Annotated in this window: 26 protein-coding genes and 1 tRNA gene; 11 read left to right on the top strand and 16 right to left on the bottom strand. The window is 72.0% G+C overall.

The window, feature by feature from the left end; translation table 11 throughout:
* Nucleotides 1-32: 32 nt before the first annotated feature.
* Nucleotides 33-1,142: a peptide chain release factor 2 gene (gene prfB / locus GVL03_RS00515; protein ID WP_159498390.1), complete on the bottom strand. Its 1,110-nt coding sequence runs from the start codon at nucleotides 1,140-1,142 to the stop codon at nucleotides 33-35.
* Between the two features lie 21 nt (nucleotides 1,143-1,163).
* Here prfB and GVL03_RS00510 point away from each other — a divergent pair, with 21 nt between their 5' ends.
* Complete coding sequence (locus GVL03_RS00510) at nucleotides 1,164-2,462, top strand: MFS transporter (protein ID WP_373683821.1); 1,299 nt, start codon at nucleotides 1,164-1,166, stop codon at nucleotides 2,460-2,462.
* On the top strand, nucleotides 2,459-3,703 hold the full coding sequence (locus GVL03_RS00505; RefSeq protein ID WP_159498388.1) for a D-arabinono-1,4-lactone oxidase: 1,245 nt from the start codon (nucleotides 2,459-2,461) through the stop codon (nucleotides 3,701-3,703). The genes GVL03_RS00510 and GVL03_RS00505 overlap by 4 nt, the downstream gene beginning before the upstream one ends.
* A 382-nt stretch (nucleotides 3,704-4,085) precedes the next feature.
* Here GVL03_RS00505 and GVL03_RS00500 read toward each other — a convergent pair whose 3' ends face one another.
* The 7 genes from GVL03_RS00500 to GVL03_RS00470 form a co-directional block, all read right to left on the bottom strand.
* Nucleotides 4,086-4,511: a hypothetical protein gene (locus GVL03_RS00500; RefSeq protein WP_159498386.1), complete on the bottom strand. Its 426-nt coding sequence runs from the start codon at nucleotides 4,509-4,511 to the stop codon at nucleotides 4,086-4,088.
* Complete coding sequence (locus tag GVL03_RS00495; protein WP_306770299.1) at nucleotides 4,508-4,942, bottom strand: TadE family protein; 435 nt, start codon at nucleotides 4,940-4,942, stop codon at nucleotides 4,508-4,510. The genes GVL03_RS00500 and GVL03_RS00495 overlap by 4 nt, the downstream gene beginning before the upstream one ends.
* Nucleotides 4,943-4,964: 22 nt before the next feature.
* Entirely contained in the window at nucleotides 4,965-5,366 is a 402-nt protein-coding gene (locus GVL03_RS00490) for a TadE/TadG family type IV pilus assembly protein (RefSeq protein ID WP_200847009.1), read from the bottom strand.
* Nucleotides 5,367-5,373: 7 nt separating this feature from the next.
* On the bottom strand, nucleotides 5,374-5,553 hold the full coding sequence (locus GVL03_RS00485; protein ID WP_159498382.1) for a hypothetical protein: 180 nt from the start codon (nucleotides 5,551-5,553) through the stop codon (nucleotides 5,374-5,376).
* Nucleotides 5,554-5,654: 101 nt separating this feature from the next.
* A complete protein-coding gene (locus GVL03_RS00480; RefSeq protein WP_159498380.1) occupies nucleotides 5,655-6,575 on the bottom strand; it encodes a type II secretion system F family protein in 921 nt (306 codons plus the stop codon).
* Nucleotides 6,572-7,429, bottom strand: coding sequence for a type II secretion system F family protein (locus tag GVL03_RS00475; RefSeq protein WP_159498626.1), 858 nt, complete (start codon nucleotides 7,427-7,429; stop codon nucleotides 6,572-6,574). The genes GVL03_RS00480 and GVL03_RS00475 overlap by 4 nt, the downstream gene beginning before the upstream one ends.
* Entirely contained in the window at nucleotides 7,426-8,592 is a 1,167-nt protein-coding gene (locus GVL03_RS00470) for a CpaF family protein (RefSeq protein WP_159498378.1), read from the bottom strand. The genes GVL03_RS00475 and GVL03_RS00470 overlap by 4 nt, the downstream gene beginning before the upstream one ends.
* A gap of 133 nt (nucleotides 8,593-8,725) precedes the next feature.
* On the opposite strand from GVL03_RS00470, the gene GVL03_RS00465 reads away from it, so the two are divergent.
* The 5 genes from GVL03_RS00465 (at nucleotide 8,726) to GVL03_RS00445 (ending at nucleotide 11,745) form a co-directional block, all read left to right on the top strand.
* Nucleotides 8,726-8,807: transfer RNA gene (locus tag GVL03_RS00465), tRNA-Leu, on the top strand.
* A 63-nt stretch (nucleotides 8,808-8,870) separates the two neighbouring features.
* Nucleotides 8,871-9,743: a serine hydrolase gene (locus tag GVL03_RS00460; protein WP_159498376.1), complete on the top strand. Its 873-nt coding sequence runs from the start codon at nucleotides 8,871-8,873 to the stop codon at nucleotides 9,741-9,743.
* A gap of 128 nt (nucleotides 9,744-9,871) precedes the next feature.
* The gene (locus GVL03_RS00455) at nucleotides 9,872-10,096 is read left to right on the top strand and encodes a response regulator (protein WP_235037957.1); all 225 of its coding nucleotides are present in this window, start codon (nucleotides 9,872-9,874) and stop codon (nucleotides 10,094-10,096) included.
* Nucleotides 10,097-10,105: 9 nt separating this feature from the next.
* Complete coding sequence (gene otsB, locus GVL03_RS00450) at nucleotides 10,106-10,882, top strand: trehalose-phosphatase (protein WP_159498374.1); 777 nt, start codon at nucleotides 10,106-10,108, stop codon at nucleotides 10,880-10,882.
* Between the two features lie 167 nt (nucleotides 10,883-11,049).
* Nucleotides 11,050-11,745, top strand: a complete 696-nt coding sequence (locus GVL03_RS00445) for a DedA family protein (protein WP_159498372.1) — start codon at nucleotides 11,050-11,052, stop codon at nucleotides 11,743-11,745.
* 7 nt (nucleotides 11,746-11,752) lie between these two features.
* Here the strand turns inward: GVL03_RS00445 and GVL03_RS00440 are convergent, their stop codons facing one another.
* Nucleotides 11,753-12,610 carry a Ku protein gene (locus GVL03_RS00440; RefSeq protein ID WP_159498370.1) on the bottom strand — a complete coding sequence of 286 codons (858 nt, stop codon included), beginning with the start codon at nucleotides 12,608-12,610 and terminating at the stop codon, nucleotides 11,753-11,755.
* A 68-nt stretch (nucleotides 12,611-12,678) separates the two neighbouring features.
* Between GVL03_RS00440 and GVL03_RS00435 the strand changes: the two genes are divergently transcribed.
* Complete coding sequence (locus GVL03_RS00435; protein ID WP_159498368.1) at nucleotides 12,679-15,150, top strand: ATP-dependent DNA ligase; 2,472 nt, start codon at nucleotides 12,679-12,681, stop codon at nucleotides 15,148-15,150.
* Nucleotides 15,151-15,168: 18 nt separating this feature from the next.
* On the opposite strand, the gene GVL03_RS00430 is transcribed toward GVL03_RS00435, so the two are convergent.
* The 4 genes from GVL03_RS00430 to murI form a co-directional block, all read right to left on the bottom strand.
* A complete protein-coding gene (locus GVL03_RS00430) occupies nucleotides 15,169-16,083 on the bottom strand; it encodes a cation diffusion facilitator family transporter (RefSeq protein ID WP_159498366.1) in 915 nt (304 codons plus the stop codon).
* 175 nt (nucleotides 16,084-16,258) lie between these two features.
* Nucleotides 16,259-16,858, bottom strand: coding sequence for an RdgB/HAM1 family non-canonical purine NTP pyrophosphatase (gene rdgB / locus GVL03_RS00425; RefSeq protein WP_159498364.1), 600 nt, complete (start codon nucleotides 16,856-16,858; stop codon nucleotides 16,259-16,261).
* On the bottom strand, nucleotides 16,855-17,598 hold the full coding sequence (gene rph, locus GVL03_RS00420) for a ribonuclease PH (RefSeq protein WP_159498362.1): 744 nt from the start codon (nucleotides 17,596-17,598) through the stop codon (nucleotides 16,855-16,857). The genes rdgB and rph overlap by 4 nt, the downstream gene beginning before the upstream one ends.
* Nucleotides 17,599-17,626: 28 nt before the next feature.
* Nucleotides 17,627-18,445, bottom strand: coding sequence for a glutamate racemase (gene murI / locus GVL03_RS00415; RefSeq protein ID WP_159498360.1), 819 nt, complete (start codon nucleotides 18,443-18,445; stop codon nucleotides 17,627-17,629).
* 38 nt (nucleotides 18,446-18,483) lie between these two features.
* Between murI and GVL03_RS00410 the strand changes: the two genes are divergently transcribed.
* Entirely contained in the window at nucleotides 18,484-19,800 is a 1,317-nt protein-coding gene (locus GVL03_RS00410) for a nicotinate phosphoribosyltransferase (protein WP_159498358.1), read from the top strand.
* Nucleotides 19,801-19,828: 28 nt separating this feature from the next.
* Here GVL03_RS00410 and GVL03_RS00405 read toward each other — a convergent pair whose 3' ends face one another.
* The 3 genes from GVL03_RS00405 to GVL03_RS22540 form a co-directional block, all read right to left on the bottom strand.
* Nucleotides 19,829-20,095, bottom strand: a complete 267-nt coding sequence (locus tag GVL03_RS00405; RefSeq protein WP_159498356.1) for a DUF3039 domain-containing protein — start codon at nucleotides 20,093-20,095, stop codon at nucleotides 19,829-19,831.
* A 121-nt stretch (nucleotides 20,096-20,216) separates the two neighbouring features.
* Entirely contained in the window at nucleotides 20,217-21,788 is a 1,572-nt protein-coding gene (locus tag GVL03_RS00400) for a hypothetical protein (protein WP_159498354.1), read from the bottom strand.
* Entirely contained in the window at nucleotides 21,764-23,731 is a 1,968-nt protein-coding gene (locus GVL03_RS22540) for an ABC transporter ATP-binding protein (RefSeq protein ID WP_306770298.1), read from the bottom strand. Before GVL03_RS22540 ends, GVL03_RS00400 begins: the two co-directional genes overlap by 25 nt.
* Nucleotides 23,732-23,942: 211 nt before the next feature.
* Here GVL03_RS22540 and GVL03_RS00390 point away from each other — a divergent pair, with 211 nt between their 5' ends.
* Nucleotides 23,943-24,635 carry an NTP transferase domain-containing protein gene (locus GVL03_RS00390; RefSeq protein WP_159498353.1) on the top strand — a complete coding sequence of 231 codons (693 nt, stop codon included), beginning with the start codon at nucleotides 23,943-23,945 and terminating at the stop codon, nucleotides 24,633-24,635.
* Nucleotides 24,636-24,709: 74 nt separating this feature from the next.
* Nucleotides 24,710-25,729, top strand: coding sequence for a hypothetical protein (locus GVL03_RS00385; RefSeq protein ID WP_159498352.1), 1,020 nt, complete (start codon nucleotides 24,710-24,712; stop codon nucleotides 25,727-25,729).
* Nucleotides 25,730-25,731 lie beyond the last annotated feature (2 nt).

Genomic DNA, 25,731 nt, shown 5'->3' with positions numbered 1-25,731 from the left:
CACCCGGGCGGCCCGCATCCGGACCCGCGGGATCAGTCGTCGTCTTTGCGCTTGCGCCAGCGGATGCCCGCGGCGATCAGCCCGTCGAGATCGCCGTCGAACACCGAGGCCGGGTTGCCGACCTCGTAGCCGGTGCGGAGATCCTTGACCAGCTGCTGGCCGTACAGGAAGTACGACCGCATCTGGTCGCCCCAGCTCGCGGTGATGGTGCCGGCGAGCTCCTTCTTCTTCGCGGCCTCCTCTTCGCGTTTGAGCAGGAGCAGGCGGGTCTGCAGCACGCGCATGGCGGCGGCGCGGTTCTGGATCTGCGACTTCTCGTTCTGCATCGACACGACGATGCCGGTCGGCAGGTGGGTGATGCGCACCGCGGAGTCGGTCGTGTTGACCGACTGGCCGCCGGGGCCCGACGAACGGAAGACATCGACGCGGATGTCGCCCTCGGGCACCTCGACCTCGACGGCCTCCTCCATCACGGGGATGACCTCGACGGCCGCGAAGCTCGTCTGCCGCTTGTCGGCGCCGCCGAAGGGGCTGATCCGCGCCAGGCGGTGGGTGCCGGCCTCGACCGACAGCGTGCCGTAGGCGTACGGCACGTCGACCTCGAAGGTCGCGGACTTGATGCCCGCGCCCTCCGCGTAGGAGGTGTCCATGAGCTTGACCGGATACTTGTGGCGCTCCGCCCAGCGCAGGTACATGCGCAGCAGCATCTCGGCGAAGTCGGTGGCGTCGTCGCCGCCGGCGCCCGAGCGGATCGTCACGACGGCCGAGCGGGGATCGTACTCGCCGTCGAGGAGCGTCTGCACCTCGAGCTGGCCGATGACGTCCTCGAGCTCGGCGAGCTCCTTGCGGGCCTCGGCGGCGGAGTCCTCGTCCTCCATCTCGACCGCGAGCTCGACGAGCACCTCGAGATCGTCGAGTCGCCGCGAGATCGCGGTGATCCGGGCGAGCTCGGACTGACGGTGGCTGAGCGCGCTCGTCACCTTCTGCGCATTCGCCGTGTCCTCCCAGAGGTCGGGGACTCCGGCCTCCTCGCTCAGGCGGGCGATGTCGGCGCGGAGGGTCTCCACGTCCACCACCGCCTCGATATCGGCGAAGGTGGAACGGAGGGCCTGGATGTCGGCGGACAGATCGAGCTCGAGCATGACCTTCCCAGACTAACGTGGATGCACATGTCCGATCGCGCCGCAGCCGTCCTCCGGCGGTTCGCGCCGATGATCTACGGCCCGACCGTGCTCTTCGCCCTCGGTGAGGGCGCCGTCATCCCCCTGATCCCGATCCTCGCCGCCCAGCTCGGCGCCGACATCGCCCAGGCCGCGCTCATCACCTCCTTCCTCGTCGTGGGGCAGCTCTGCGGCAACATCCCGGCCGGATGGGCGGTCGCCCGCTTCGGCGAGCGCACCACGATGGCGCTCGGCGGCGTCATCGCGATGGTGGGCGCCGGAGGCATGCTGTTCGCCCCCACCGCGCCCGTGCTCGCCCTGTCGGTGTTCGTCATCGGGTTCTCCGCGGCGAACTTCGCCCTCGCGCGACACTCGTTCATGACCACGCGGGTGCCCCTGGGCTTCCGGGCCAGGGCGCTGTCGCTGCTCGGCGGGTCGTTCCGGCTCGGCACGTTCATCGGCCCCTTCGTCGCGGCGGCTCTGCTGGCGACGCTCGGCGACGAGCGTTCGGCGGTCTGGTTCTTCCTCGCGTGCCTGGTCGCCATGATCACGCTCGTGCTGCTCGGTCCCGACCCGGAGCGCACGGTTCCGGTGCCGGGGGCGGGGCGGGAGGCGGATGCGGGGCCCGCCGCGACCCCCGAGGACGACAGCGGCGAGCCGGTCACCGGCTCCATCCCGACCGCCGAGCGCGTCGGTGTGTTCCGCACGATGTGGCGCCACCGCCGGGTGCTCTCGCGTCTCGGTGTGGCCGCCGCGTCCCTCTCGGCCGTGCGCTCCGCTCGACAGGCGGTACTGCCGCTGTGGGGTCTGTCGCTCGGCCTCGACGCGCAGACGATCGCGCTCGTCGTCGGTGTCTCGGGCGCCATCGACTTCGCGCTCTTCTACGCGAGCGGGCAGGTGATGGACCGGTTCGGGCGCCTCTGGGCGGCGCTCCCGGCGATGCTGCTCATGGGCGGCGGGTTCCTCGCGCTGTCGTTCACGCACGACATCCCGTCGGCGATCGTGTGGTTCACCGCGATCGCCGGAGTGCTCGGGCTCGGCAACGGGCTCTCGAGCGGCATCCTGCTCACCCTGGGCGCGGACGTCGCACCGCGCGCCGAACCCGCTCCGTTCCTCGGCTCGTGGCGCACGCTGACCGACGCAGGCGGCGCGGTCGCCCCACTGATCGTGTCGGCGCTGACGGCCGCGGTCTCGCTGTCGGTGGCCACCGGTGCGATCGGACTGATCGGTCTCGTCGGCGCCGCCGCGTTCGTTCGGTGGGTGCCCCGGTTCGTGCCGCGACAGGGAAGGGACGGCTCGTGACCGAGCACAACTGGGCGGGAAACCTCACGTATTCGGCGACATCGGTTGCCGAACCGACGACGCGCGACGAGCTCGCCGGCCTCGTGCGTGCCGCATCCGCGATCCGCGTGCTCGGCTCGCGGCACTCGTTCAACCGCATCGCCGACACCGACGGGCTGCTGGTGTCGACCGCGGCGTTGCCCGCACACGTCGACATCGACGCGGAGCGTCGCGTCGCCCGGGTCGCCGGCGGCATGCGATACGGCGACGTCGCCCGGCCCCTGCACGCCGAGGGCTGGGCGCTGGGCAACCTGGCCTCGCTCCCCCACATCTCGGTCGCCGGCGCGATCGCGACCGGCACGCACGGCTCGGGAGACCGCAACCGGTCCCTCGCCGGTGCCGTCGCCGGTCTCGAGATCCTGACGGCCGACGGCGGGATCCGGATGCTGCGCCGCTCCGACCCGGGCTTCGCGGGCGCTGTCGTCTCCCTCGGCGCGCTCGGCGTCGTGCTCGACGTGGAGCTCGAGATCGTTCCCGCCTTCGACGTGGCGCAGACCGTGTTCGAACGCGTCCGCTGGGACGACGTGCTGGCCGACCTCGCCGCCGTCACCTCCCTCGGATACAGCGTGAGCCTGTTCACGACCTGGCGCGACCCCGACGTCGTCGACCAGGTGTGGGTGAAGGCGCGGGCCGGCGACGCCGCCGCCCCCCAGCACGTGCTCGGAGGCGGTGCCGCATCCGCTCCCCGCCATCCGCTGCCGGGCGTCCCCGCCGACAGCTGCACCGAGCAGGGCGGGGTCGCCGGCCCGTGGCTCGACCGGCTCGCGCACTTCCGGCTCGAGTTCACGCCGTCGCAGGGCGAGGAGCTGCAGAGCGAGTACTTCGTCGCCCGCGACGACGCGCCAGCGGCCATCCGTGCCCTCCGGCCCCTCGCGGCGAGGATCGCGCCGCTGCTGCTGGTGAGCGAGGTGCGCACGATCGCCGCCGACGACCTGTGGCTGAGCGGTGCGTACGGCCGCGACACGGTCGGCCTGCACTTCACGTGGCGTCGCGACCAGGCCGCGGTCGAGGCGCTGCTGCCGGAGATCGAGGCCGCGCTCTCGCCGTTCGACCCGCGCCCGCACTGGGGCAAGGTGTACACCCTGCCGGCCGCCGCCATCCGCGAGCGCTACCCGAGATGGGCGGATGCCGCGGCCCTCCGCGCAGAGCTCGACCCGCGCGGCGTGTTCCGCAACACGTTCCTCCGTGACCTCGGTCTCTGACCCGAAAGTCTCCGCGCCCCGGTTCTGTTGAGCAGGCGCATTGCCTGGACTTTCCCCACCCCACGGAGCGCCCCGCAGGGGCGCGGAGAAGCTGACCCGAAAGTCCTCACGCTTCGTCTCGCTGCGCTCGCTCAGCGACCGGACTTTCGCACCCCACAGAGGGTCCCGCAGGGGCCCTGAGAAGCTGAAGCGAAAGCCTCCCCGGAGGGGGAGATTTCGCCTCCTTCGATGGTCGTCAGCGACCCAGGCCGCTGACCGGGTTCCTCCTCAGTCGTCGGACGGACGGCGGACCGGGCCGTCCATCGACCCCAGTACGCGTCATCCGTCCCGCGGATCCGACGACTGGCTGACCCGCCTGCCCGCGCAAGCGCCCGTGCGAGCGTCAGCGCAGTGCGGTACGGCTCGTCGCCGACGCCTCGAGGGGCACGCCGTCCGGCACGAACAGCGACACGAGGGGCGGATGCCACACCCCCGCGAGCGTCACCCGCGCCGAGACGCCGTCCGGGGTGTCGGCGGAGACGAGCGTCGCATCCGGCGCGACCGCGGCGAACAGCGCCTCGGCCTGATCCCGCACACCGGACGAGGTCAGCTCGGCGCGGGGTCCATCCGCCTCGATGACGAGCGTGAACCCGTCCGCGGCGGCGAGCGCGACCGCATCCGCCAGCCCGTCGAGCCGCTTCTGCGCGAGGTACAGACTCGTGGCGCAGACGCACACGAAGACCGCGGCGAGCGCGAGCACGACGTAGCCGACCACGAGCGGCAGGATCGTGCCCTCGTCGTCGACGAGGGGCCGCCGTACCCGGCTCACGGTGTCGTCCCCCAGAACCGGGAGACCTTCTGCACGGCCGACGCCTGCACCGGCACCGTCGCCATCTCGTCGAGCCCGAGGATCGGCGGCAGGAGCGGGAGCGCGACCCGGGCCGTGACGTCGACGACCAGCGTCGCGCCGGCGGCTGGGCATTCCCCCGCCGCATCCGTGCACGACCAGCGCACCTCGATGGCCGCGGGGTCGATGCCGTACTCCGTCGCGACGGCGGTCAGCACCCGCCCGGCACGGGCGCCGGCGTCCTCCGCATCCGTCGCCGTCGAGATCGCCCGCGCCGTATGCCGCGCCGCGGCCTCGGCCCCGAGGCTCTGTCCCTGGATCGCACCGAGCGCGAGCATCAGATAGAGGATCGGCGCGAGCAGCAGGACGCCCGCGACGATGAACTCGAGCGACGCCGATCCGTCGTCGTCCACGAGGAGGCGCCGCGGTGACCGATCAGTCGAACGACTCGAGGGGCGCATGCGCCTCGACCTCCAGACCGCGCGGCACCCCGAGCAGGCCCGCGAGCGGCAGCGTCGCCGTGACCGTGACCCGCACGGCGGGGTAGCCGAGCGAATGGTCCTCGGACACGGCGACATCGGTGCCGTATCCGGCGCCCACCGCGCGTTCGACGACCTGCCGGACGCGATCCGCGCCGTCGGCCGCGCTCGTATCGGCGAGCGCGGCGTGATATGCGCCCTCGACCGCCGCATCGTGGACGACGTTCCGGACGTACACCGCGAGACCGAACTGGAGCACGCCGAGCGTGAGCACGGTGAGGAGCGCGCCGACGAGCACGAACTCCACCGGGGCCGAGCCCCGCTCATCCGCGCCCAGATCGCGCACTCCACGGGCCATGCCTGCCTCAGAAGCCGGAGACGCGCGAGATGGCCTGCTCGAACAGGCCGGCGAGCGCCGGTCCCGCGACGGCCCAGATCACGACGACGAGCCCGGCGGTCATCAACGTGATGAGCACCCAGCCGGGAACATCACCGCGCTCGTCGTCGAGGAGGGCGCCCCACTCCGTGCGGCGGGTTCCGCTCACGCCCCGCGGGGCTCGTCTCGCACCCCGTGGGGCGATGAAGCGATCGAGCATATCGATCTCCTTGTCTCTCGGGAAACTTGTCTCTCGACAAGGGGGTACGGTCACGACAGCCCCAGCCGCAGCATGACGACGCCGGGGAACACCGCGATCAGAACGCTGAGCGGAAGGATGAGGAACACCAGGGGGATCAACATGTAGATCTCCTTGCGGCCGGCGCTCTCGATCAGCAGACGCTTCGCGTCGTCGCGCGCGTCGGTCGCCTGGGACTGCAGCACCTGGGCGAGGGGCGCCCCTCGGTCGATCGCGGCGACGATCTGGTCGACGCTGCGGGTGACCGCGGGGGTGTCGAGGTGCCGCGACACCTCCACGAGCGCGTCGGTGAGCGACGCCCCCGTGCCCACCGCGACGACGACGCCGCGGAGCTCGGCGACGATCTCGCCGGACCCGATCGCGGCGACCCGCCGGATGGCGTCGAACACGCCCTCGCCCGCGGCGAGACAGAGGGCGAGGAACTCGAGGATCGTCGGAAGCTCCTCCGCCGCGCGCGCCGCGCGCGCCCGGCCGGCGCGGCTCAGCCGCAGGTCGTATCCGACGACCCCGGCCGCCGCGGCTATCGGCGGAACCAGAGCCACCGCGGGCGTCGCCTGGCCGCTCGCGACCAGCACGACGACCAGCAGCGCGCCCGCGAGCAGCGCCGCCACGCCCCAGGCGAGCTGGCGGGCACGGAACGCGGCCGCATCCGTCTCCCACCCGGCGCGACGAAGCCGGGCGGTGACCGCATCCGCTCCTCCGAGGCGACCGGTGACGCGTCCGAGCATCTCGCGCACGACCGCGCGGCCGGGCGCGGCCAACGGCGTCATGCCGCGCGGATCTGCGATGTCGCGGAGGTAAGGCCCGACGCGGCGGGCGAGAGATGGTGCGCTCCATCGGGGCGTCGCCCAGAGGATCAGGGCGACGCCGCTGCCGAGCGCCCCGCCGAGCACGACCGCGAGCGCGAGCTGAGTGATCGCGGGCGCTGTCATCCGAACCACCTGCGGGGCTCGGGCAGCCGGCCGACGCGCAGCATGATCTGGAACGCCACGACGGACACGGCGGCGCCGACCACGATCAGCACGACGCCTTCGGAGCTGCTGTACGCCCGCGAGCCCTCCGGGCGCAGCGACAGGAGCACGAGGATCACCCATGGCGCGATCACACCGAGCACCGCGGCGCCGCGCACCCACGACTGGCGCGCCTCGACCTCGGCGCGCAGCGCCGCATCCGCGCGCACCGCGCTCGACAGCGATCGCAGGACCGGCACGAGCTCCGTACCGCCCACCTGCCGCGCCATCCGGAGCGTCTCGAGGATGCGGTCGGCGACCGGATCGGCGAGAGTCGCCTTCAGCCGGTCGAGGCTCGCGTCGAAGTGCCCGGACGCCGCGAGGTCGCGGGCATACGCGGCGAACGCCGGGCGCAGCGCCAGCGGGGCGGAGGCCTGCAGGGAGCCGACCGCATCCGGCAACGAGAGTCCCGCCCGCACCGACGCGACGAGGAGATCGCAGACGTCGGGCCACAGCGCCCGGCGCGCCTTGAGGAGGCGTCGCCCGCGCCCACGCAGCCAGAGCGGCGGGGCCGCCGCGCCGAACCCGGCCGCCAGCACGGCGAAGGCCGGCACCTGGGTGGGGAGCCACGCGATCGCGGCGGCGAGGATGCATGCGGCGACGCACGCGATCATGAGCGCGCCGGTGCCGATGTGCGCGAACCCGGCGGCGGCGAGCAGTTGCGTGGCGGCGCTCGCCACCGGCTTCGCGACCGGAGCGGGACGCGCGGGCCACAGCCGCGGCGCCAGCATCAGCAGGATCCCCGCGCCCAGCAGCGCACCCCACAGGACCGTCATCGTTCCCACCGGTACAGCGTGCGCGCCTCGACCGCGTCGTCGACGACGCGCCCGGTCGTCTGCGCGACCTCGACGACCCGGCGACGCCCGGTGGCGTCCTGCGCGCAGTGTACGACCAGCTGCACGCTCGACGCGATCGCGGGCACGACGAAGCCGCGGTCGATGTTCCGGCCGGCAAGAAGCGGGAGCGCGGCGAGCTTCACGAGCGCGTCGCGCGCCGAGTTCGCGTGTATCGTCGCGGCACCGGGCACGCCCGTGTTGAGCGCGAGCAGCAGATCGAGCGCCTCGGCGTCGCGCACCTCGCCGACGATGAGGCGGTCGGGCCGCATGCGCAGCGCCTCTTTCACCAGCCTGCGCAGGGTCACCTCGCCGGTGCCCTCGAGGCTCGGCTGCCGTCCCTGCAGCGCGACGATGTCGGGCGCGTCGACGGCGAGCTCGAAGGTCTCCTCGACGGTGACGATGCGCTGGCTGCTCGCGCATTCCGCGATGAGCGCGGCGAGCATGGTCGTCTTTCCCGCGTGCGTCGCCCCGGACACGAGGATGCTGCGCCCCGCACGCATCGCCTCGCTCAGACTCTGCGCGAGCGCGGGCGGCAGCATCCCGACGTCGACCAGCTGCGCGAGGCGCCGATAGGTCGGCAGGAACTTGCGGATGTTGACCGCCCAATGCCGCCGCGTGATCCCGCCGATCACCACGTGCAGCCGACTGCCGTCTGGCAGCGACGCGTCGACGAACGGCTGACTCAGGTCCACCCGGCGGCCGGTCGCGTGCAGCATCCGTTCGACGAGATCGTGGACCGCCGACTCGGTGAGCGCGAGCGGCACCCGCTCCGACCGTCCGCCTCGCGCGACGAACACCCGGTCGGGCGCGTTCAGCCACACCTCCTCGACGGTGGAGTCGTCGAGGTACGGCTGCAGCGGACCGTAGCCGGCGACGGCCGCGAGCACCTCACGGACGCACGCGTCCTCGTCGTCGATGACGGCGAGGCCACGCGCGAGCGCCCCGTCGTTGTGCCGGCGCACCTCGGCTCGGGCGTAGCGCTCCCCCGACGCGCGATCGCGCGTCGGATCGACGCCGTCGGCCCGCAGCCGCTCACGCACGCGCTCGGCCACCAGCGCCGGTGGAGTGGCGGCCGCGAGGGGCACCGTGGCAGGCGAGGACATGCGCAGCATCCTCGCAAGATCGCTCCACCGTCGGCCGAAGTTATCCACAACCGATGGCATCTCCGGTCGTCGGACCGCACAGCCTCCCCGCGCCACACCCGCCCCGGACGCGCTGGTTAGACTGAGCGCACCGGCGGGAGTGGTGAAATCGGCAGACACGCAGGATTTAGGTTCCTGTGCCTTCGGGCGTGTGGGTTCAAGTCCCACCTTCCGCACGCGATGAGCGGCGTCACGTCGGTTCCCCGCGCACGTGATCGATGCTCTGCGACACTGGACGCATGAACGCGTCGTCCGTGCTCGATCGGTTCGTCACCGCGGTCGACGAGGAGGACCTGGGCGCCTACGGCGTCCACATGCTCGTCGGCGAGGACGTGGTGGAGCATCGGTGGCGCAGCGACGACCGCGAGAACCTGTACTCCGTCTCGAAGGGCGTGTGCGCTCTCGCGGTCGGGATCGCGATCGGCGAGGGCGTCCTCACTCTCGACACCACCGTTTCCCGGCTCCTGCCCAGGGTCGACCTCGGGGCGGGCGTCGAGGCCGTGACCGTCCGGCACCTGCTCACGATGACCAGCGGGATCGACTTCCCCTGGTTCGGCGACCAGCCGGTTCCGTGGCCGGATCTCGCCCAGGAGATGCTGCGGCGGCCCACGCGTGGCCCCGGCGCCGTGTTCCAGTATTCCGATGCGAGCACATACGTCGCGATGCGTATGCTCGGCGCCGTCGTCGGCGACGTACGGGACTGGCTGCTGCCACGTCTGTTCGATCCGCTCCGGATCCACAACCCGCAGTGGCATCGCTGCCCACGGGGATGGATCGTCGCCGGCAGCGGGCTCGAGCTGCGCACGGAGGAGCTCGCGCGAATCGGCAGGCTGCTGCGCGATCGCGGTCGATGGCAGGGCCGGCAGCTCGTCGACCCGACGTGGATCGACGGCATGCACGCATCGTGGGTCGACGCCGGCGGCGAAGCCCCGTTCGAGCGATACGGGCTCGCCGTGTGGGACGGACCCGGCCGCTGCTGGCGGCTGGACGGCCGGTACGGCCAGTACGTGATCGTCGATCGGGACCGGAACGCGGTGATCACGATCACCGCCCACGAGGAGTCACGCGACCATCGCCTCGCCGCGCTGGCGCACGCCGCTCTCGAAGGCTGACAGGGGTGGCGCGCCGCCCAGCCGGGAACGCACCAGGTGCGACGTGCGCGAGGGCTGCGCCCGTCCTCATCGGTCCGCAGGCTGCGCCGAAGGGTCTCGTCGGCCGTGACGATGTGCCCGCGGGCCGCGTGCTCATCGTCGACGATCAGGAGCTGTTGCGGCGCGGCCTGCGGATGATTCTGGAGACCCAACGGGGAATCGAGGTGGTCGCCGAGGCGGAGGACGGGAAACGGGCGCTCGCGCTCATCCCGGAGCTCATGCCGGACGTCGTGCTCGCCGACGGGAAAAGAGCCGCTTCGCCACGACTGGCCACGCGCCGCGCACCGGACGACGATGCCTGCCTCGTTACCTAGGCTTACGACATGGACACTCCTGCCGCGGCGCTGCGTGCGCTCACCGAAGAGCCGAACGCGGGGCTCGTGATGGACTTCGACGGCGTGCTCTCGCGCATCACCGACCGCCCGGAGAGCAGCGAGCTGCTCCCGGGGACCGCGGATCTCCTTGCGGCCCTGGCGACCAGGCTCTCCGTCGTGGCTCTCCTCTCCGGCCGCCCGGCCGCCTTCCTCGCCGAACGCGCAGCCGTCCCCGGCGTCGAGCTGTACGGCTCCTACGGACTCGAGCAGCACACCGACGGGCGCATCGACGTCGTCCCGGACGCACGGCAGTGGGTACCCGCGGTCCGGCAGGCCGCGGACGAGCTGCATTCCGCGCTGGACGACGTCGCCGGAATCTCCGTGGAGGACAAATCGCTCGCCGTCGCCGTCCACTGGCGACGCGCGGACGACCGGGACGCCGCCGCGCATCTGATCGCTCCCCTGGTCCAGGAGATCGTCGACAGGCTCGGCCTGCGCCGCGAGCCCGGAAAGCTGGTCGAGGAGCTTCGGATGCCGCTCGACCAGGACAAGGGCACCGCTCTGGAGAGGATCATCAGAACCAGGGATCTGCAGAGCATCGCATACGCGGGCGACGACCTCGGCGACCTTCCCGCATTCGAGGCGGCGATCTCCGTCGGCGGACACGCGCTCGTCGTCGAAGGCCCCGACGCCGATCGGCGGGTCCTCGACGTCCCCGGCGCGCACTTCGACGGCCCGGCCGAGTTCCAGGCCTGGCTGCGACGGCTGAGCGAGAGCCTGCACTAGCGAGTCCCCTTGGAGATCGGCAGGATCGTCGCGTCCCCGACGTCGCCGCCGACCCTCGGACGTCTCTCCGAGGCACGGATACACTGAGATCCGACAAGACCCGATCGCCCGAGGATCCCCACGAGACCGACGATCCCACCGACCACCACCCCACCGACGGGACCGCCGTGCACTCCATCGCCCTCATCCCCTGGCTCGATCCCGAGCAGATCATCACGGCCGCAGGCCCCTGGGCGCTGGCCGTGGTCTGCTTCATCGTCTTCGCCGAGACCGGTCTGCTGGTCGGCTTCCTCCTCCCGGGCGACACGCTGCTGGTCATCGCGGGGCTCCTCTCGCACTCGTCCGACGTCGCGCCGAACGGCGTGTTCGGGGTGAACGTCTGGTTCGTCGCTCTCGCGATCGGCCTCGCCGCCTTCGTCGGGGGCGAGGTCGGATACCTCATCGGGCACAAGGCCGGGCCCGCGATCTTCGAACGCAAGGACTCCGGCCTGTTCAGCCGCAAGAACGTCGAGCGCACCAACGCGTTCTTCGAGCGCTTCGGCGGCCTCACCGTCATCCTCGCCCGCTTCGTGCCGATCGTGCGCACCTTCGCCCCGGTCGCCGCGGGCGTGGGCCACATGCCGTGGCGCAAGTACACGCTCTACAACCTGATCGGCGCGGTCGTCTGGGGCGTCGGTCTCACCCTCATCGGCTATGCGATCGGCTTCATCCCGTGGGTGGCGCACATCGTGACCGAGTACATCGACGTGATCCTCATCGGCGTCGTGCTCATCACCGCGGCCATCACCGTCTGGCACTACTTCCGCGAGCGCGCGAAGGTGAAGAAGGAGCTCGCGGAGACGGACGACACCGCCGCCCGCTGATCTGCGCTCAGGACGCCTTCGCCGCCGCCTTCTTCGACTTCTTCGGCGCGGTCTTCGCCGGCTCGCCGTCGCCCTTGGCGGCGCGGCTGCGTTCGACGCTCGCGCGCAACGCCGCCATCAGGTCGATGACCTCGCCGCCCGGCTCCGCCTCGGCCTTCTCGCCGAAGGTCTCCGACGTGTCCAGGCTCTCGCCCTTCTCGAGCTTGGCCTCGATGAGCGTGCGCAGCTCCTCCTGGTAGTCGTCCCGGAACTGCGACGGATCGAAGTCCGACGAGAAGCTGTCGACGAGCGCCCCCGACAGCGTCATCTCCTTGTCGGAGATCTTCACCGGCTCCTCGAGCGACGGGAACTGCGCCGCCCGCACCTCGTCGGCCCAGAGCAGCGTCTGCAGCACGAGCACGTCGCCGCGCACCCGCAGCGCCGCCAGACGCGTCTTCTGCCGAAGCGAGAACTGCACGATCGCGGTACGGTCGGTCTGCTCCAGGGTCTGCCGCAGCAGAACATAGGCCTTCGGCGACGAGGAGTCGGGCTCGAGATAGTACGCCTTGTCGAACGTGATCGGATCCACCTGATCGCTCGGCACGAACTCCACCACGGCGATCTCGCGCGACTTCTCCGCCGGCAACGCCGCCAGGTCGTCCTTGGTCAGCACCACCGTGCGCTCGCCGTCGTCGTAGGCACGGTCGATGTCCCGGTAGGCGACGACCTCGCCGCAGATCTCACACGTACGCTGGTACCGGATGCGCCCGCCGTCCCTGTCGTGCACCTGGTGCAGCGAGACGTCGTGGTCCTCCGTGGCGGAGTACACCTTGACCGGCACGTTGACCAGACCAAACGTCAGCGCGCCCTTCCAGATCGACCTCATCCTGGTAGTACACACCGGATCGCCGCGCCGTGGCTAGGGCTTGCACCCCGCGCGGCATGATGGTCGGCATGGCGGACGCGCAGCAGACGGTGACGGTCGACGGCCGCCGCGTCCGCCTCAGCCGTCTCGACAAGGTGCTCTACCCCGCGACCGGCACGACCAAGGCGGAGGTCGTCGACTACTACGCGCGCATCGCGCCGCTCATGCTGCCGCACCTCGACGGACGACCGGTCACCCGCAAGCGCTGGCCGGACGGCGTGGGCGACGACGAGCATCCGGGGACGTCGTTCTTCGCGAAGGATCTCGAACGGGGCGCCCCCGACTGGGTTCCGCGCCGGGGCATCGTCCACTCGACCGGCACGAAGCTCTACCCGCTCGTGGCGGACCGGGCGACCCTCGTCTGGCTCGCGCAGACCGCGAGCCTCGAGCTGCACACCCCGCAGTGGCGGTTCGATTCCGACGGCCGGCCCGGGCGACCCGACCGTCTGGTGCTCGATCTCGACCCCGGGGACGACGTGGGCCTCGCCGAGTGCGCCGAGGTCGCTCGTCTGGCCCGCGACATCCTGGAGGACATCGGGATGCCGCCGCTGCCCGTGACCAGCGGCAGCAAGGGCATCCATCTGTACAGCGCGCTGCCGGCGGGGCAGACGAGCGAGCAGGCGTCGGCGCTCGCGAAGGAGCTCGCCCGCTCGCTCGAGGCCGACCATCCCGATCTCGTCCTGAGCACCATGTCGAGAGCGGCGCGGCCCGGCAAGGTGTTCGTCGACTGGAGCCAGAACAACGGCAAGAAGACGACGATCGCGCCCTACTCGTTGCGCGGCCGCGGCCGCCCCACGGTCGCGGCCCCCCGCACCTGGGAGGAGCTCGACGATCCCGCGCTCGCCCACCTCGACATCGCCGCGGTGCTCGAGCGCACCGGCCGACGGGGCGACCCGATGGCCGGGCTCGGATTCCGGCTCGGCGAGCGCGTCGCCGACCGCGCGCCGCTGCGTACCTATCTCGCCAAGCGCTCCGCCGACCGCACCCCCGAGCCCGTGCCCGATCACCCCCGCGCCGGGCCCTCCGCCTCAGAAGACGGACCGCGGTTCGTCATCCAGGAGCACCACGCCCGGCGCCTCCACTACGATCTGCGCCTCGAGCGGGACGGCGTGTTCGTGAGCTGGGCGGTGCCGAAAGGCGTGCCCGAGACGGCGGACCGCAACCATCTCGCGGTCATGACCGAGGACCACCCGCTCTCCTACGGCTCGTTCGAGGGAAGCATCCCGAAAGGGGAATACGGCGCCGGCACGGTCACGATCTGGGACGAGGGGACGTACGAGCTCGAGAAGTGGCGCGACGACGAGGTCATCTTCACTCTCGTCGGACGCCCCGACGGCCCGCTGCGCCGCGTGCGTCTCGCGCTCATCCGCACGGACGGCAGCGGCGAGAAGTCGACCTGGCTGCTGCACCGCATGAAGACGGATGCGGCTCCGCCCGAGTCCGTCTCGAGCCCGGTCTCTGCCTCGCCCCCTGCACCCGCCTCGACTCCGGAGAGCACGACCGCCCCTACGACCGCCTGGCCGGGGGCGCTCTCCCCCGGTCGCCTGCGGCCCATGCTCGCCGAGAACGCCTCGCCCGCGCTCGCACGCAGCACCGCGCGCCGGTGGTCGGCGGAGTGGGCCGAGATCAAGTGGGACGGCATCCGCGCACTCGCCTTCTGGGACGGCACGCGGATGCTGCTGCGCGCCCGCAGCGGAACCGACATCACGGCACGCTATCCGGAGCTCACCGGGGTCGCGCTGGGATCGTCCCCGGCGGTCCTCGACGGCGAGATCGTCGCGTTCGGCGCCGACGGCCGGCCGAGCTTCACCCGCCTGCAGAACCGGATGCATCTGACCCAGGCTGGCGAGATCCTCGCCGAGGCCCGGCGGGTGCCGGTGCGCTTGCACGTGTTCGACGTGCTCTCGTCCGCGGGGGCGGATCTCACCGGAGAGCCCCTCGTGCGACGTCGCCACGTGCTGGAGCGCCTGGTCGCCGACGCGGGCCCGAGCATCGTCGCCCCGCCCGTCTTCGACGACGTCGACGCCGCGCTCGCGGCGAGCGCGGCGTTCGCCCTCGAGGGCGTGGTCGTGAAGAACCCGGCGAGCCGCTATCGCCCCGGCGAGCGCAGCGCCGACTGGCTGAAGGCCAAGCACGTCCGCATGCAGGAGATCGTGATCGGCGGGATCAGACCCGGCCACGGCAATCGGAGCGGCTCGATAGGGTCCCTGCTCATGGGCATCCCGACGCTCGACGGGCTGCGCTATGCGGGCCGGGTCGGCTCCGGATTCGGGGAGCGGGCGCTGCGGCTGCTCGCCGAGCGGCTGGAGCCGCTGCGCACCGACGCCTCGCCGTTCCTCGACGTGCCGGATGCCGACGCCTCCGACGCACTCTGGGTACGGCCCGAGCTCGTCGCCGAGGTGGCGTACGCCGAAGCGACGCCCGACGGCCGGCTCCGGCACGCACGGTGGCGGGGGCTCCGCCCCGACAAGGCCCCCGCCGAGGTCCGCGACGAGTCCTGAGTGCCCCTCTGCTCCTGCTCAGGCGTGGGCGTCGTGCTCGACGTGCCCCGACGGCTCCAGCTGGAAGGTCGAGTGCTCGACGTCGAAGTGCGAGGCGAGGCAGCTCTGCAACTCCGTGAGGATGGCGTCCGCCCGCCCGGACGCGTAGCAGTCGGCATCGACGACCACGTGTGCCGAGAACACCGGGGCACCACGGGTGAGCTGCCACACATGCACGTCGTGCACTCCGGCCACCCCCGGCGTCCCCAGGATGTGCTCGCGGATCTCACGGACCTGCATCCCCTTCGGGGTCGCCTCGCTCAGCACCGAGGCGACCTCGCGGAGCAGCCCGATCGCGCGCGGGACGATCATCGCGGCGATGAGCAACGACGCGATCGCGTCGGCGGGCAGCCAGCCGGTCGTCAGGATGACGACCGCCGCGACGATCACCGCGACCGACCCGAGCAGGTCCCCCAGCACCTCGAGGTAGGCGCCGCGCACGTTGATGCTGGTGCGCTGCGCGGCGCTCAGCAGCCACATCGCGACGGCGTTCGCGACGAGGCCGACGACCGCGACCCCGAGCATCAGCCCGCCCTCGACCTCCGGCTCCTCCGGATCGATCAGCCGCATCACGGCCTCGAACGCGACCCAGAGCGACAGTGCGATGAGGATCACGCCGTTCAGCAGCGCCCCGAAGACCTCGGCGCGCTGATACCCGAACGTGCGTCGGTCGTTGGCGGGCCGGGCCGCCACGATACTGGCGATCAGCGCGATCACGAGGGCCGCCGCATCCGTCAGCATGTGCACGGCGTCGGCCAGCAGCGCGAGCGAGCCGGACAGGATCGCCCCGACCACCTGCACGACGAACACCGTGGAGGTGATCCCGAGCGAGACCGCGAGCAGACGACGGTTGGCGGCCCCGCGCACTCCCCCGGCCGGCGCATGATCGTGCATGTGCCCAGGCTACGAGAAAGACCCCGTCTTGCACCCCGATCCCCCGCAATCGGAAACGATCCCGATTCTCATCCGCGCTGCCGACCTCCACCCGCGAGAAACCACATCCGCGACGAGACGTGCCGCATCGCGCGATGTCTCGCGTCGGATGTGGTTTCTCGCGGGGTTCAGGCGCTCACAGCTGCGCGAGCAGAGGGGCCAGCGCGGCGAAGGCGCGGGCGCGGTGCGAGGCGGCGTTCTTCTCCTCGGCCGTCCACTCGCCCACCGTGCGCTCGGTGCCCGGCGCCTGGCCGTCGGGGATGAAGATCGGGTCGTACCCGAACCCTCCGGCCCCCGCCGAGGCGACCGCGAGGCGCCCCGGCCAGACGCCCTCGACGACGTGCTCGTCGCCATCCGGGATCACGAGGGCGATCGTCGAGACGAACTGCGCGCCGCGGTGCGGGTCAGCGATGTCGGAGAGCTGGTCGAGCAGCAGTTCGAGGTTCGCGCGCGCGTCCTTGCGATGCCCCGCCCAGTAGGCGGAGAAGACGCCCGGCGATCCCCCGAGCACATCGACGCAGATGCCCGAGTCGTCGGCGAGCGCGGGAAGGCCGGTGTGGGATGCGGCGGCCCGCGCCTTGATCAGCGCGTTGGCCGCGAACGTCACGCCGTCCTCGACCGGCTCGGGCCCGTCGTAGCCGACGACCTCGAGGTCGGGACGGGTGTCCCGCACGATCGCCTGGAACTCCTCGACCTTGTGCGGGTTGTGGGTCGCCAGGACGATGCGCGCCGTCACGCGTCACCGTTCCCGAGGGCGGCCAGCTGCGCCTCGCGCAGGCTCGCGCAGCCGTCGACGCCGAGGCCGAGCAGGGCGTCGAGCTCGCGCTTGTCGAACGGCGCGCCCTCGGCGGTGCCCTGCACCTCGACGAACAGGCCGCGGCCGGTGACGACGACGTTCATGTCGGTCTCGGCCCGCACGTCCTCGACGTAGGCGAGATCGAGCATGGGCTCGCCGTCGATGATGCCGACCGACACCGCCGACACCGAGTCGATCAGCACGGTGGACTTCTGGCCGATGAACTTCTTGCCGCGGCCCCACTCGATCGCGTCGGCGAGCGCCACGTAGGCGCCCGTGATCGCGGCCGTGCGCGTGCCACCGTCGGCCTGCAGCACGTCGCAGTCGATGACGATCGTGTTCTCCCCCAGCGCCTTGGTGTCGACCACCGCGCGCAGGGCACGCCCGATGAGGCGCGAGATCTCGTGGGTGCGGCCGCCGACCTTTCCCTTGATGCTCTCACGATCGTTGCGGCTGTTCGTGGCCCGGGGCAGCATCGCATACTCGGCCGTCACCCAGCCCTTGCCCTTGCCAGCGAGCCAACGGGGCACGCCGTTCGTGAACGAGGCCGTGCACAGCACCTTCGTGCCGCCGAACGAGATGAGCGCCGAGCCCTCGGCGTGCGCGCTCCACCCGCGTTCGATCGTGACGGGACGGAGCTGGTCGACAGCACGGCCGTCGGCGCGGGTGATCTCGGACATGGGACTCCTCGGGGTTCGGGGGACGGGATCAGCGCGGGAGGTCGATCGCGCCGGTCTGCACGAGCTGCACGGAGCGCACTTCGCGCCCCATCAGCCGGTGCGCGAGCTGGATGAAGTCGTCGGCCGACGAGCCGGTCGCCTCGTAGACGTGGTGGGCGACCGCATCCGGGCCCGCGAGCAGGTCGCGGGAGACGAGCTGACGGTACACGTCCTTCGCGGTCTCGGAATCGCTCGAGACGAGGCTGACGCCCTGCCCCATCACGTAGCTGATCGCGCCCTCGAGGAACGGGTAGTGCGTGCAGCCGAGCACGAGGGTGTCGACACCCGCGTGCCGCAGCGGCGCAAGGTACTCCTCGGCGACACCCAGCACCTCGGGTGTGTCGGTGATCCCGGCCTCGACGAACTCGACGAAGCGCGGACACGCCTCGGCGAACACGGTCACGTTCGGGTTCACCTCGAGCATGTCCTGGTAGGCGCCGGAGCCGACGGTGCCCGCGGTGCCGATCACGCCGATGCGTCCGTTGCGGGTCGTCGAGATCGCCGTCCGCACCGCCGGCCCGATGACCTCCACCACCGGGACGTCGTAGCGTTCCCGAGCGTCGCGGAGCATCGCGGCCGACGCGGTGTTGCAAGCGATCACCAGCATCTTCACGCCCTGTTCGACCAGCGTGTCGAGGATCTCCAGCGAGTAGCGGCGCACATCGGCGATGGGCTGGGGACCGTAGGGCGAGCGCGCGGTGTCGCCGATGTACAGCAGGGACTCGCGCGGCAGCAGCTGCGAGATCGCACGCGCCACGGTGAGCCCTCCGACCCCGGAGTCGAAGATCCCGATCGGCGCGTCGTCCACGAGCATCAACCCTACCCGCGCTCGGTAGAGTGACCGCCATGTCCGCCTCCACGGCCCTGCTGACCGACCGCTACGAGCTGACCATGATCGAGGCCGCCCTGCGCGACGGCACGGCGACGAGGCGGTGCGTGTTCGAGCTGTTCGCGCGGCGCCTGCCCGGCGGGCGCCGCTTCGGCGTCGTCGCCGGCACCGGGCGCCTGCTCGCGCTCCTCGCGGACTTCCGCTTCGGCGACGAGGAGCTCCGGTTCCTCCGCGACCGCAGGATCGTGGATGCGGACACCCTGGCGTACCTCGAGACCTTCCGATTCCGCGGGTCGATCGCCGGGTATCGCGAGGGCGAGCTGTACTTCCCCGGCTCCCCCGTGCTCACCGTCGAGGGCACGTTCGTCGAGGCGGTCGTCCTCGAGACGCTCGCGCTCAGCGTGCTGAACCACGACTCCGCGGTGGCGACGGCGGCGGCGCGGATGGCGATCGCCGCCGGAAGGCGCCCGCTCGCGGAGATGGGCTCGCGCCGCGCCGCGGAGCACTCGGCCGTCGCGGCGGCCCGCGCCGCGTACATCGCCGGCTTCGATGCGACGAGCAACCTGGAGGCCGGACGGGTCTGGGACGTGCCGACCATGGGCACGGCCGCGCACGCCTGGACTCTGCTGCACGACAACGAGGAGGACGCCTTCCGCGCGCAGATCGCCGCGCAGGGCCTCGGTACGACGCTGCTGGTCGACACCTACGACATCCGCCGGGGCGTCGAGACCGCGATCCGCGTGGCCGGCACCGGCCTCGGCGGCGTCCGCATCGATTCGGGCGACCTGCCGGTGGTCGCGGCGGAGGTGCGGGAGATCCTCGACGGGCTCGGGGCGACGAGCACGCGCATCACCGTGACCAGCGACCTGGACGAGTACGCGATCGCAGCGCTTGCCGCATCCCCCGTCGACGCATACGGAGTGGGCACGTCGGTCGTGACCGGATCGGGATCACCGACCGCCGGGATGGTCTACAAGCTCGTCGCCCGGCAGGACGCGGCCGGCGACTGGGTGCCGGTCGCGAAGACCTCGGCGCAGAAGGCCTCGGCGGGAGGCCGCAAGACGGCGTTCCGCAGGGTCGCCGCGGGCGTCGCGACCGCCGAGGTCGTCGCGGTGGTCGACGGTGCCGATCCGTCCGAGGCGGCGGGCGGCGATCCGGGCTCCCGTGCGCTGCGGGTCGACCTGGTACGCGACGGGCAGATCGCGACGGAGCTCGCCGGCGCCGACGGCGTCCGGGCCGCACGCGACCACCATGCCGCCGCACGGGCGGAACTGCCGGTGAGAGCCCTCGGGCTCAGCCGCTCGGATCCGGCCATCCCGACCGTCTTCGCGTGACCCGCGCCGAGGCCTGGCGGAGGCGCGCTCAGGACTGCAGCGACTCGTAGATCTCTTTACAGGACGGGCAGACCGGGAACTTCTCCGGGTCGCGCCCGGGGGTCCACTTCTTGCCGCACAGTGCCCGCACAGGCTTGCCCGTGATCGCGGACTCGAGGATCTTGTCCTTCTTGACGTAGTGCGAGAACCGCTCATGGTCGCCGGGCTCGACGTTCTCCTCGCGGATGAGCTCCTCGAGCTCGCGGTCGAGGGTGGCGAGTCCGCCCTGGTCGGGGCTGTCGAGAGGCGTGCTCATGGTCTGCCAGTGTAGTCGCGACGGATGTTCCCGGCACCGTCCGGATCTCCGGATCAGCGACCGATGGTCGATGGCCATCCGGGACAGACCCGAGATCTCCCCCTCCGGGGAGGCTTTCGCCTCAGTACGCCGCTTCGACGAACTCCATCAGCGCGCCCGAGCGCCGCTCGAACAGCGTCGCCCCCACCGCGAGGCCGATGCCGAGCACGAGGAGTCCCGTCGCGATGCCGGCGACCAGGGCGGCGAGCCCGTACGACGGATCGCCCGAGACGGCGAGCCACGCCCACCACAGGGTCGGAGCGCTGATCAGGAGCGATCCGATCATGACGAACGCCTGGCCGGCGACGCCCGCGGATCCGGTGCGCTGCGGCTGCTGGAACGGGCTGTCGCCCGGGCGGGACACTGCATACGGCGTCGCGACGGACGAGATCGACGACAGGCCGAGCCCCGCCAGGAACAGGCTGATGGTCACCCCGGCGAGAGCGGGCAGGTGCGCCCACCGCCCGTTGACGGCGATGACGAGAGGGATGGCGATCGCGAACGTCGGGACTCCGATCACGAGGATGGGCACGAGCCGGCCGATCCGATCGGAGATCCCGCGCACCCCCGACGCGATGTGCAGCCACACCGCGGTCGAGTCGTAGGCGAGGTCGTTGTGCGGCAGCCATCCGAAGAACAGGGCGACGATCGGCACGGGCACGAGCGCCACGATCTCGGGCGGCACCCCGGCGATCAGGAGCGGGATGGTGGTCAGCAGGGCCGCGACCGGCACCACGAGGATGTTCACGCCGTACCGGCGGTCGCGCAGCCAGTACGTCAGGCTGCGCGCCGCGATCGCCCCGCCGGGTGTTCCGGGCGTCACCGAGAACCACCCCATGCCTCCGCGCTCTCGGCCGAGCGACGGGCGGTCGATGGTGCGCAGGGCCCGCGCCACGAGCCCGTACCAGGCGACGACCAGTGCGGCGATCGTCGCGACCGAGATCGCCAGGGCGGTCCAGAGCGCGGCCGTGTCGCCCGCCACCGCGGCTCCGGGCAGCGCCCATGCCGCACCGACGGGGGTGACGCTCAGGATCTGCGCGGCCGCGTCGAGCTGCGACGGAACCTGGTCACCCCAGTCGAGCGAGGCGAAGAACACCCCGACGGGCACCACGACCACGAGCAGGGCCAGGATGAACAGTCCCGTCAGCTCACGGGAGCGGCGTTGTCCGCCGATCGCCGCGGAGACGCCGGCACCGACGCGGGCGAGCACGAGGCAGGTGAGGAACCCGAGCAGCGGCCCGGCGATCGCCGCCGGCCCCGCGCCCCGCTCCGCCCACATCAGCCCGATCGCAATCGACACGGCGGCGAGCGCGAGCATGGGGACGCTGACGAGGCTGGCGAGCAGGGTGGCGCCGGCGAGCGGGCGGGCGCCCAGGCCCAGGGTCGCGAAGCGACGGGGGTCGAGCTGGTCGGCCGTGCCGGAGACGGGCGAGGCGAGCGCGTAGCCGATGGCGACGGCGGAGCCGCCGAGCACAGCGACCACGAAAGCGGCGGCGGCCGACACGGCGCCCAGGGCGAAGACCCCCCCGCACACGACCGCGACGCCCGCGACCACCGCAACGAGGCCGGCGATCGTGCGTGCGCGTTCGCCGGGCTGGCCGCGCAGGGCGCCGACGAGGAGCGCCAGCCTCAGTCGGAGAACGTGTGCAACCATTCGAGGCCCTCCACCTCGTTGGACCCGCCGGTGAGCTCGAGGAAGCGCTGCTCCAGGGTGCGCTCCCCGCGCACCTGGTCGACCGTGCCTTCGGCGAGCACCTGCCCGGCGACGATCACGGCCACCCGTGTGCAGACGCGCTCGACGAGCTCCATGCCGTGGCTGGACAGCAGCACGGTCCCGCCGTGCGCCACGTACGTGGAGAGGATCTCGAGGATGACCCCGCTCGAGACCGGGTCGACGGCCTCGAACGGCTCGTCGAGGACGAGCAGGCGCGGCGAGTGGATCATGGCGCCTGCCAGCATCACCTTCTTCGTCATGCCCGCCGAGTAGTCCGACACGGGACGGCCGAGGGCCTGTGTCAGATCGAACGCCCGGCCGAGGTCCGTCACGCGGCTCTCGACCGTCGAAGGGCTGAGCCCCCGGAGCAGACCGCTGTACGAGAGCAGCTGCCGCCCGGTGAGCCGGTCGAAGGTGCGCAGCCGGTCGGGCAGCACGCCCACCAGCCGCTTCGCCTGCCGTGACTTCGCACGCGCATCGAGACCGGCGATGCGGATGCTGCCGGCATCCGGACGCAGGAGGCCCGCGATCATCGAGAGGGTCGTCGTCTTGCCGGCGCCGTTCGGCCCGACGAGGCCGTAGAAGGTTCCGGCCGGCACCACGAGGTCGATGCCGCCGACCGCCGACGTCGTCCCGAACGACTTGCGGAGCCCCGTCACGCGCAGCGCGGGCTCCGCCCCCGAGTCGGCGACGGGATCCGTGGCCCCGCCGGATGCCTCCGTGACGTCGTCGACCACCACGAGGACGGGCGACGGCTCGTCCACGTCGGCCGGCTCGTCCACGTCGGCCGGCTCGATCTCGGTAACCGGCTCGATCTCGGCGACCGGTACGCGATCGGGCTCCGCCTCAGGCGCGGCGGTCTCGGGCTCAGGCTCCGGCTCGGTCTCAGCGGTCTCGGTCTCGGTCTCGGTCTCGGTCTCAGCCTCAGCCTCAGCCTCAGCCTCAGACTCAGACTCGATGCTCTCAGCCACGGACTCGACCTCGGCTGCGGGCTCAGCCACGGCGTCAGGCTCGACCTCGGCTGCGGCCTCGACCTCGGGATCGGCGACCGTCTCCGCCTCCGTCCATGACTCGGGCTCGGGCTTCTCCGACTCGCGTCCGCGCTCGGACTCCGGCTCCGGCTCCGGCTCCGCGAGGGTCGTTCCCACGCGGTCCTCGACGGACCCGAGCGACGCATCGGCGAGTCCTCGGAACGGTGCGATCTCGACCGTGTCGTCGATGTCGTCGGCATCGGCCTGATCGGCATCGGCGGACGGCTCAGGCCCGGGTGGCGCGGATGCGTCCGGCGTCGGCACGGCCGCCGGAAGGGGCGGAAGCGGCGGAAGCGGCGGCAGCGGCGGTCGCGGCGGGATGACGAGGTCCGCCGCGGGCGGCGGCGAGGCGGCGAGCGACACCGGCGTCGCGTCCGCGGGCTCGGATGCGGGTGCAGGCTTCGGCGGCGGGGTCCGCGACGTGCTCGCGCGGGCCGTCGCGGGCGTGCGCGGCGTGCGCGGTGTCGCGGGCTTGCGCGGTGTCCGGGGAGCAGAGCCGTCCCCACCGGTCGTCTTCGCCCGCGCGGGCGTCCGCGGCGCGCGGGGCGTCGACGTGCCCTCCGCCGCGTCGGCCGCAGCGGAGGAGCCCGTCTTCCGCGGTGTCGCAGGCTTCTTCGAGGCCGTGACGGGCCTCTTCGATCCGGCCGCGGCCGGCTTCTTCGACCCGATGGTCGCGGGCTTCTTCGCCGCCGGCGTGCGGGGGGTGCGCGAGGCGGGTCGTTTCGCGTCGGCGCCGGACTCTGCGGCCTCGTCGGTGCGCGGCGGAACGCTCGGTGCGGCTTCCGGACCGCTCGCGGCAACCCCCGCGTCATCGGGCGGTGGCACGTCGGAGCCAGGCGTCGAGTCGGTCACCGGTCCACGGTATCAACCCGCTCCGACGCTACCCGCGAGTCGCCTCGCATCCGTGTCGGAATGTCACAAAACGACAACGAATACCCGGTTCTCCACAGGATTCGCTCCCGATCCGGATCTCTCCCAGGTGTCCTGGTTAGCATTGGGCGGGCACAAGGAGGTGTCGTGCCGGTGAACCGGCCGTGAACTTCCAGATCCCAGGAGCATGCAGATGAGACTTCAGACCGTCATCCTCGCCGCAGGCATGGGCTCGCGTCTCGGACGCAGCCTGCCGAAGCCCCTCACCGAGCTCGCCGACGGCCGCAGCATCATGCGGCAGCAGCACGACAACATCCGCGCCGCCTTCGGTGACGACGCCAGGATCACGACTGTCGTCGGCTACCGGGCCGAGACCGTCGTCGATGCCTTCCCCGACGCCGACTACGTCTACAACGAGCGGTACGACCAGACCAACACCTCCAAGAGCCTTCTCCGGGCGCTCACCGCGACCGGTCGAGCGGGCGTGCTGTGGATGAACGGCGACGTCGTGTTCGATCCGCGCGTGCTCGGCCGCGCCATCGAGCTCATCGAGCGGGAGCAGTCGTTCGTCGCCGTCAACACCGCCAGGGTCAGCGACGAAGAGGTCAAATACACGACCACGCCCGAAGGCTTCATCAAGGAGCTGTCGAAGACCGTGCGCGGCGGCATCGGCGAGGCGGTCGGCATCAACTACATCTCCCGCCGGGACAAGCGCGCCTTCATGCACCAGCTCGCCCGGGTCGGCGACCAGGACTACTTCGAGCGCGGTCTCGAGCTCGCCATCCTGCATGACGGCCTGCTGCTCGAGCCGCTCGACATCTCCGACCTCTACGCGGTCGAGGTCGACTTCGCCGAAGACCTCGAGCGCGCGAACCTGTTCGTCTGAGCACGCCCCGCCCGCTCGGTCAAGGGGCGCAGCCGCATCAGCGCTCCCCCAGCGCGGGCGCTTAGGATCGCGTCGTGACTGACAAGGTGCATCGGATCCACTCGCTGCCCGACGACGCTCCGTGGAACGGCGGACTCCCCCCGCAGGGGTCGACCGAGCATCCGCTGACGGTCCGTGCCCTCGATCGGGTGCTCGCGATCCAGCGACCGGCTGTGCTGGCGCATCTGCGCGGCATCCGTCTGCGTCATCCGGCTGCCGCGACGGTGGACATCGTCCGGATGCTGGAGCGGCGCTATCTCGCGGCGGTGACCACCGGAGGCGCCGCGGTCGGCGCGACCGCCGTCGTTCCCGGGATCGGCACCGGCGTCACCCTCGCCCTCAGCGGTGTGGAGACACTGGGCTTCCTCGAGACGACGGCGCTGTTCGCCCAGTCGCTGGCGGAGGTGCACGGCGTTCCGGTCGAGAGCCCCGACCGCGCCCGCGCGCTCGTGCTGACCCTCCTGCTCGGCCAGGAGGGCATCGACCTGGTCACCCAGCTCGCCCGGCAGGCGAGCGGTCGCGGTCCCGGGCGCGACGCGTACTGGGGCGAGCTGGTCACCAAGACGATCCCCCGCTTCGCGATCGGCCCGCTCGTCGACCGGCTGAAGACGTCGTTCCTGCATCGCTTCGCCGCCCGCGGCGGAGCCTCCTGGCTCGGCAAGGCGCTCCCGTTCGGCGTCGGCGCCGCCGTCGGCGGGACGGGCAACCACATCCTCGGCCGCCGCGTCATCACGACGTCCCGGCTCGCTTTCGGGATGCCGCCGGTGCTGCTGCCGGCCGACCTCGAGCCCCGGCCCGGCCAGGCTCCGCTCGAGCGACTCGCCGGACACGGCATCGTCCGCGCGGGCGGAGCCGTCGCCGGAGCCGCCGGAGCCGCCGTCCGCGGGGCGGGCCGCGCCGTGCGCGGCGTCGGCTCGGTCGGCCGTCGCACGACCGAGAGCTCACGGCGGGCCCTCGGGCGATCCCGGAAGGACCACCCGGGAGCCGACTCCGGCGACGAGCGACCGGCGACCGGCGTCGACGCCGCCGAGACGCCGGAGGGCACCGCCCCCTGAGG

Origin of the sequence: Microbacterium sp. 18062 (assembly GCF_902706225.1) — a bacterium.
Classification (GTDB): Bacteria; Actinomycetota; Actinomycetes; order Actinomycetales; family Microbacteriaceae; genus Microbacterium.
Note: the sequence above shows the minus strand (reverse complement) of the source record. Positions and strands in the feature narration are given on the sequence as shown.

What these genes read in the sequence shown, in the direction of transcription:
- prfB (WP_159498390.1), bottom strand. Translation starts at nt 1,142, where the DNA reads ATGCTCGAGCTCGATCTGTCCGCCGACATCCAGGCCCTCCGTTCCACC.
- GVL03_RS00510 (WP_373683821.1), top strand. Translation starts at nt 1,164, where the DNA reads ATGCACATGTCCGATCGCGCCGCAGCCGTCCTCCGGCGGTTCGCGCCG.
- GVL03_RS00490 (WP_200847009.1), bottom strand. Translation starts at nt 5,366, where the DNA reads ATGGCCCGTGGAGTGCGCGATCTGGGCGCGGATGAGCGGGGCTCGGCC.
- GVL03_RS00480 (WP_159498380.1), bottom strand. Translation starts at nt 6,575, where the DNA reads ATGACAGCGCCCGCGATCACTCAGCTCGCGCTCGCGGTCGTGCTCGGC.
- GVL03_RS00475 (WP_159498626.1), bottom strand. Translation starts at nt 7,429, where the DNA reads ATGACGGTCCTGTGGGGTGCGCTGCTGGGCGCGGGGATCCTGCTGATG.
- GVL03_RS00470 (WP_159498378.1), bottom strand. Translation starts at nt 8,592, where the DNA reads ATGTCCTCGCCTGCCACGGTGCCCCTCGCGGCCGCCACTCCACCGGCG.
- GVL03_RS00460 (WP_159498376.1), top strand. Translation starts at nt 8,871, where the DNA reads ATGAACGCGTCGTCCGTGCTCGATCGGTTCGTCACCGCGGTCGACGAG.
- otsB (WP_159498374.1), top strand. Translation starts at nt 10,106, where the DNA reads ATGGACACTCCTGCCGCGGCGCTGCGTGCGCTCACCGAAGAGCCGAAC.
- GVL03_RS00440 (WP_159498370.1), bottom strand. Translation starts at nt 12,610, where the DNA reads ATGAGGTCGATCTGGAAGGGCGCGCTGACGTTTGGTCTGGTCAACGTG.
- GVL03_RS00435 (WP_159498368.1), top strand. Translation starts at nt 12,679, where the DNA reads ATGGCGGACGCGCAGCAGACGGTGACGGTCGACGGCCGCCGCGTCCGC.
- GVL03_RS00430 (WP_159498366.1), bottom strand. Translation starts at nt 16,083, where the DNA reads ATGCACGATCATGCGCCGGCCGGGGGAGTGCGCGGGGCCGCCAACCGT.
- rph (WP_159498362.1), bottom strand. Translation starts at nt 17,598, where the DNA reads ATGTCCGAGATCACCCGCGCCGACGGCCGTGCTGTCGACCAGCTCCGT.
- GVL03_RS00410 (WP_159498358.1), top strand. Translation starts at nt 18,484, where the DNA reads ATGTCCGCCTCCACGGCCCTGCTGACCGACCGCTACGAGCTGACCATG.
- GVL03_RS00405 (WP_159498356.1), bottom strand. Translation starts at nt 20,095, where the DNA reads ATGAGCACGCCTCTCGACAGCCCCGACCAGGGCGGACTCGCCACCCTC.
- GVL03_RS00400 (WP_159498354.1), bottom strand. Translation starts at nt 21,788, where the DNA reads ATGGTTGCACACGTTCTCCGACTGAGGCTGGCGCTCCTCGTCGGCGCC.
- GVL03_RS00390 (WP_159498353.1), top strand. Translation starts at nt 23,943, where the DNA reads ATGAGACTTCAGACCGTCATCCTCGCCGCAGGCATGGGCTCGCGTCTC.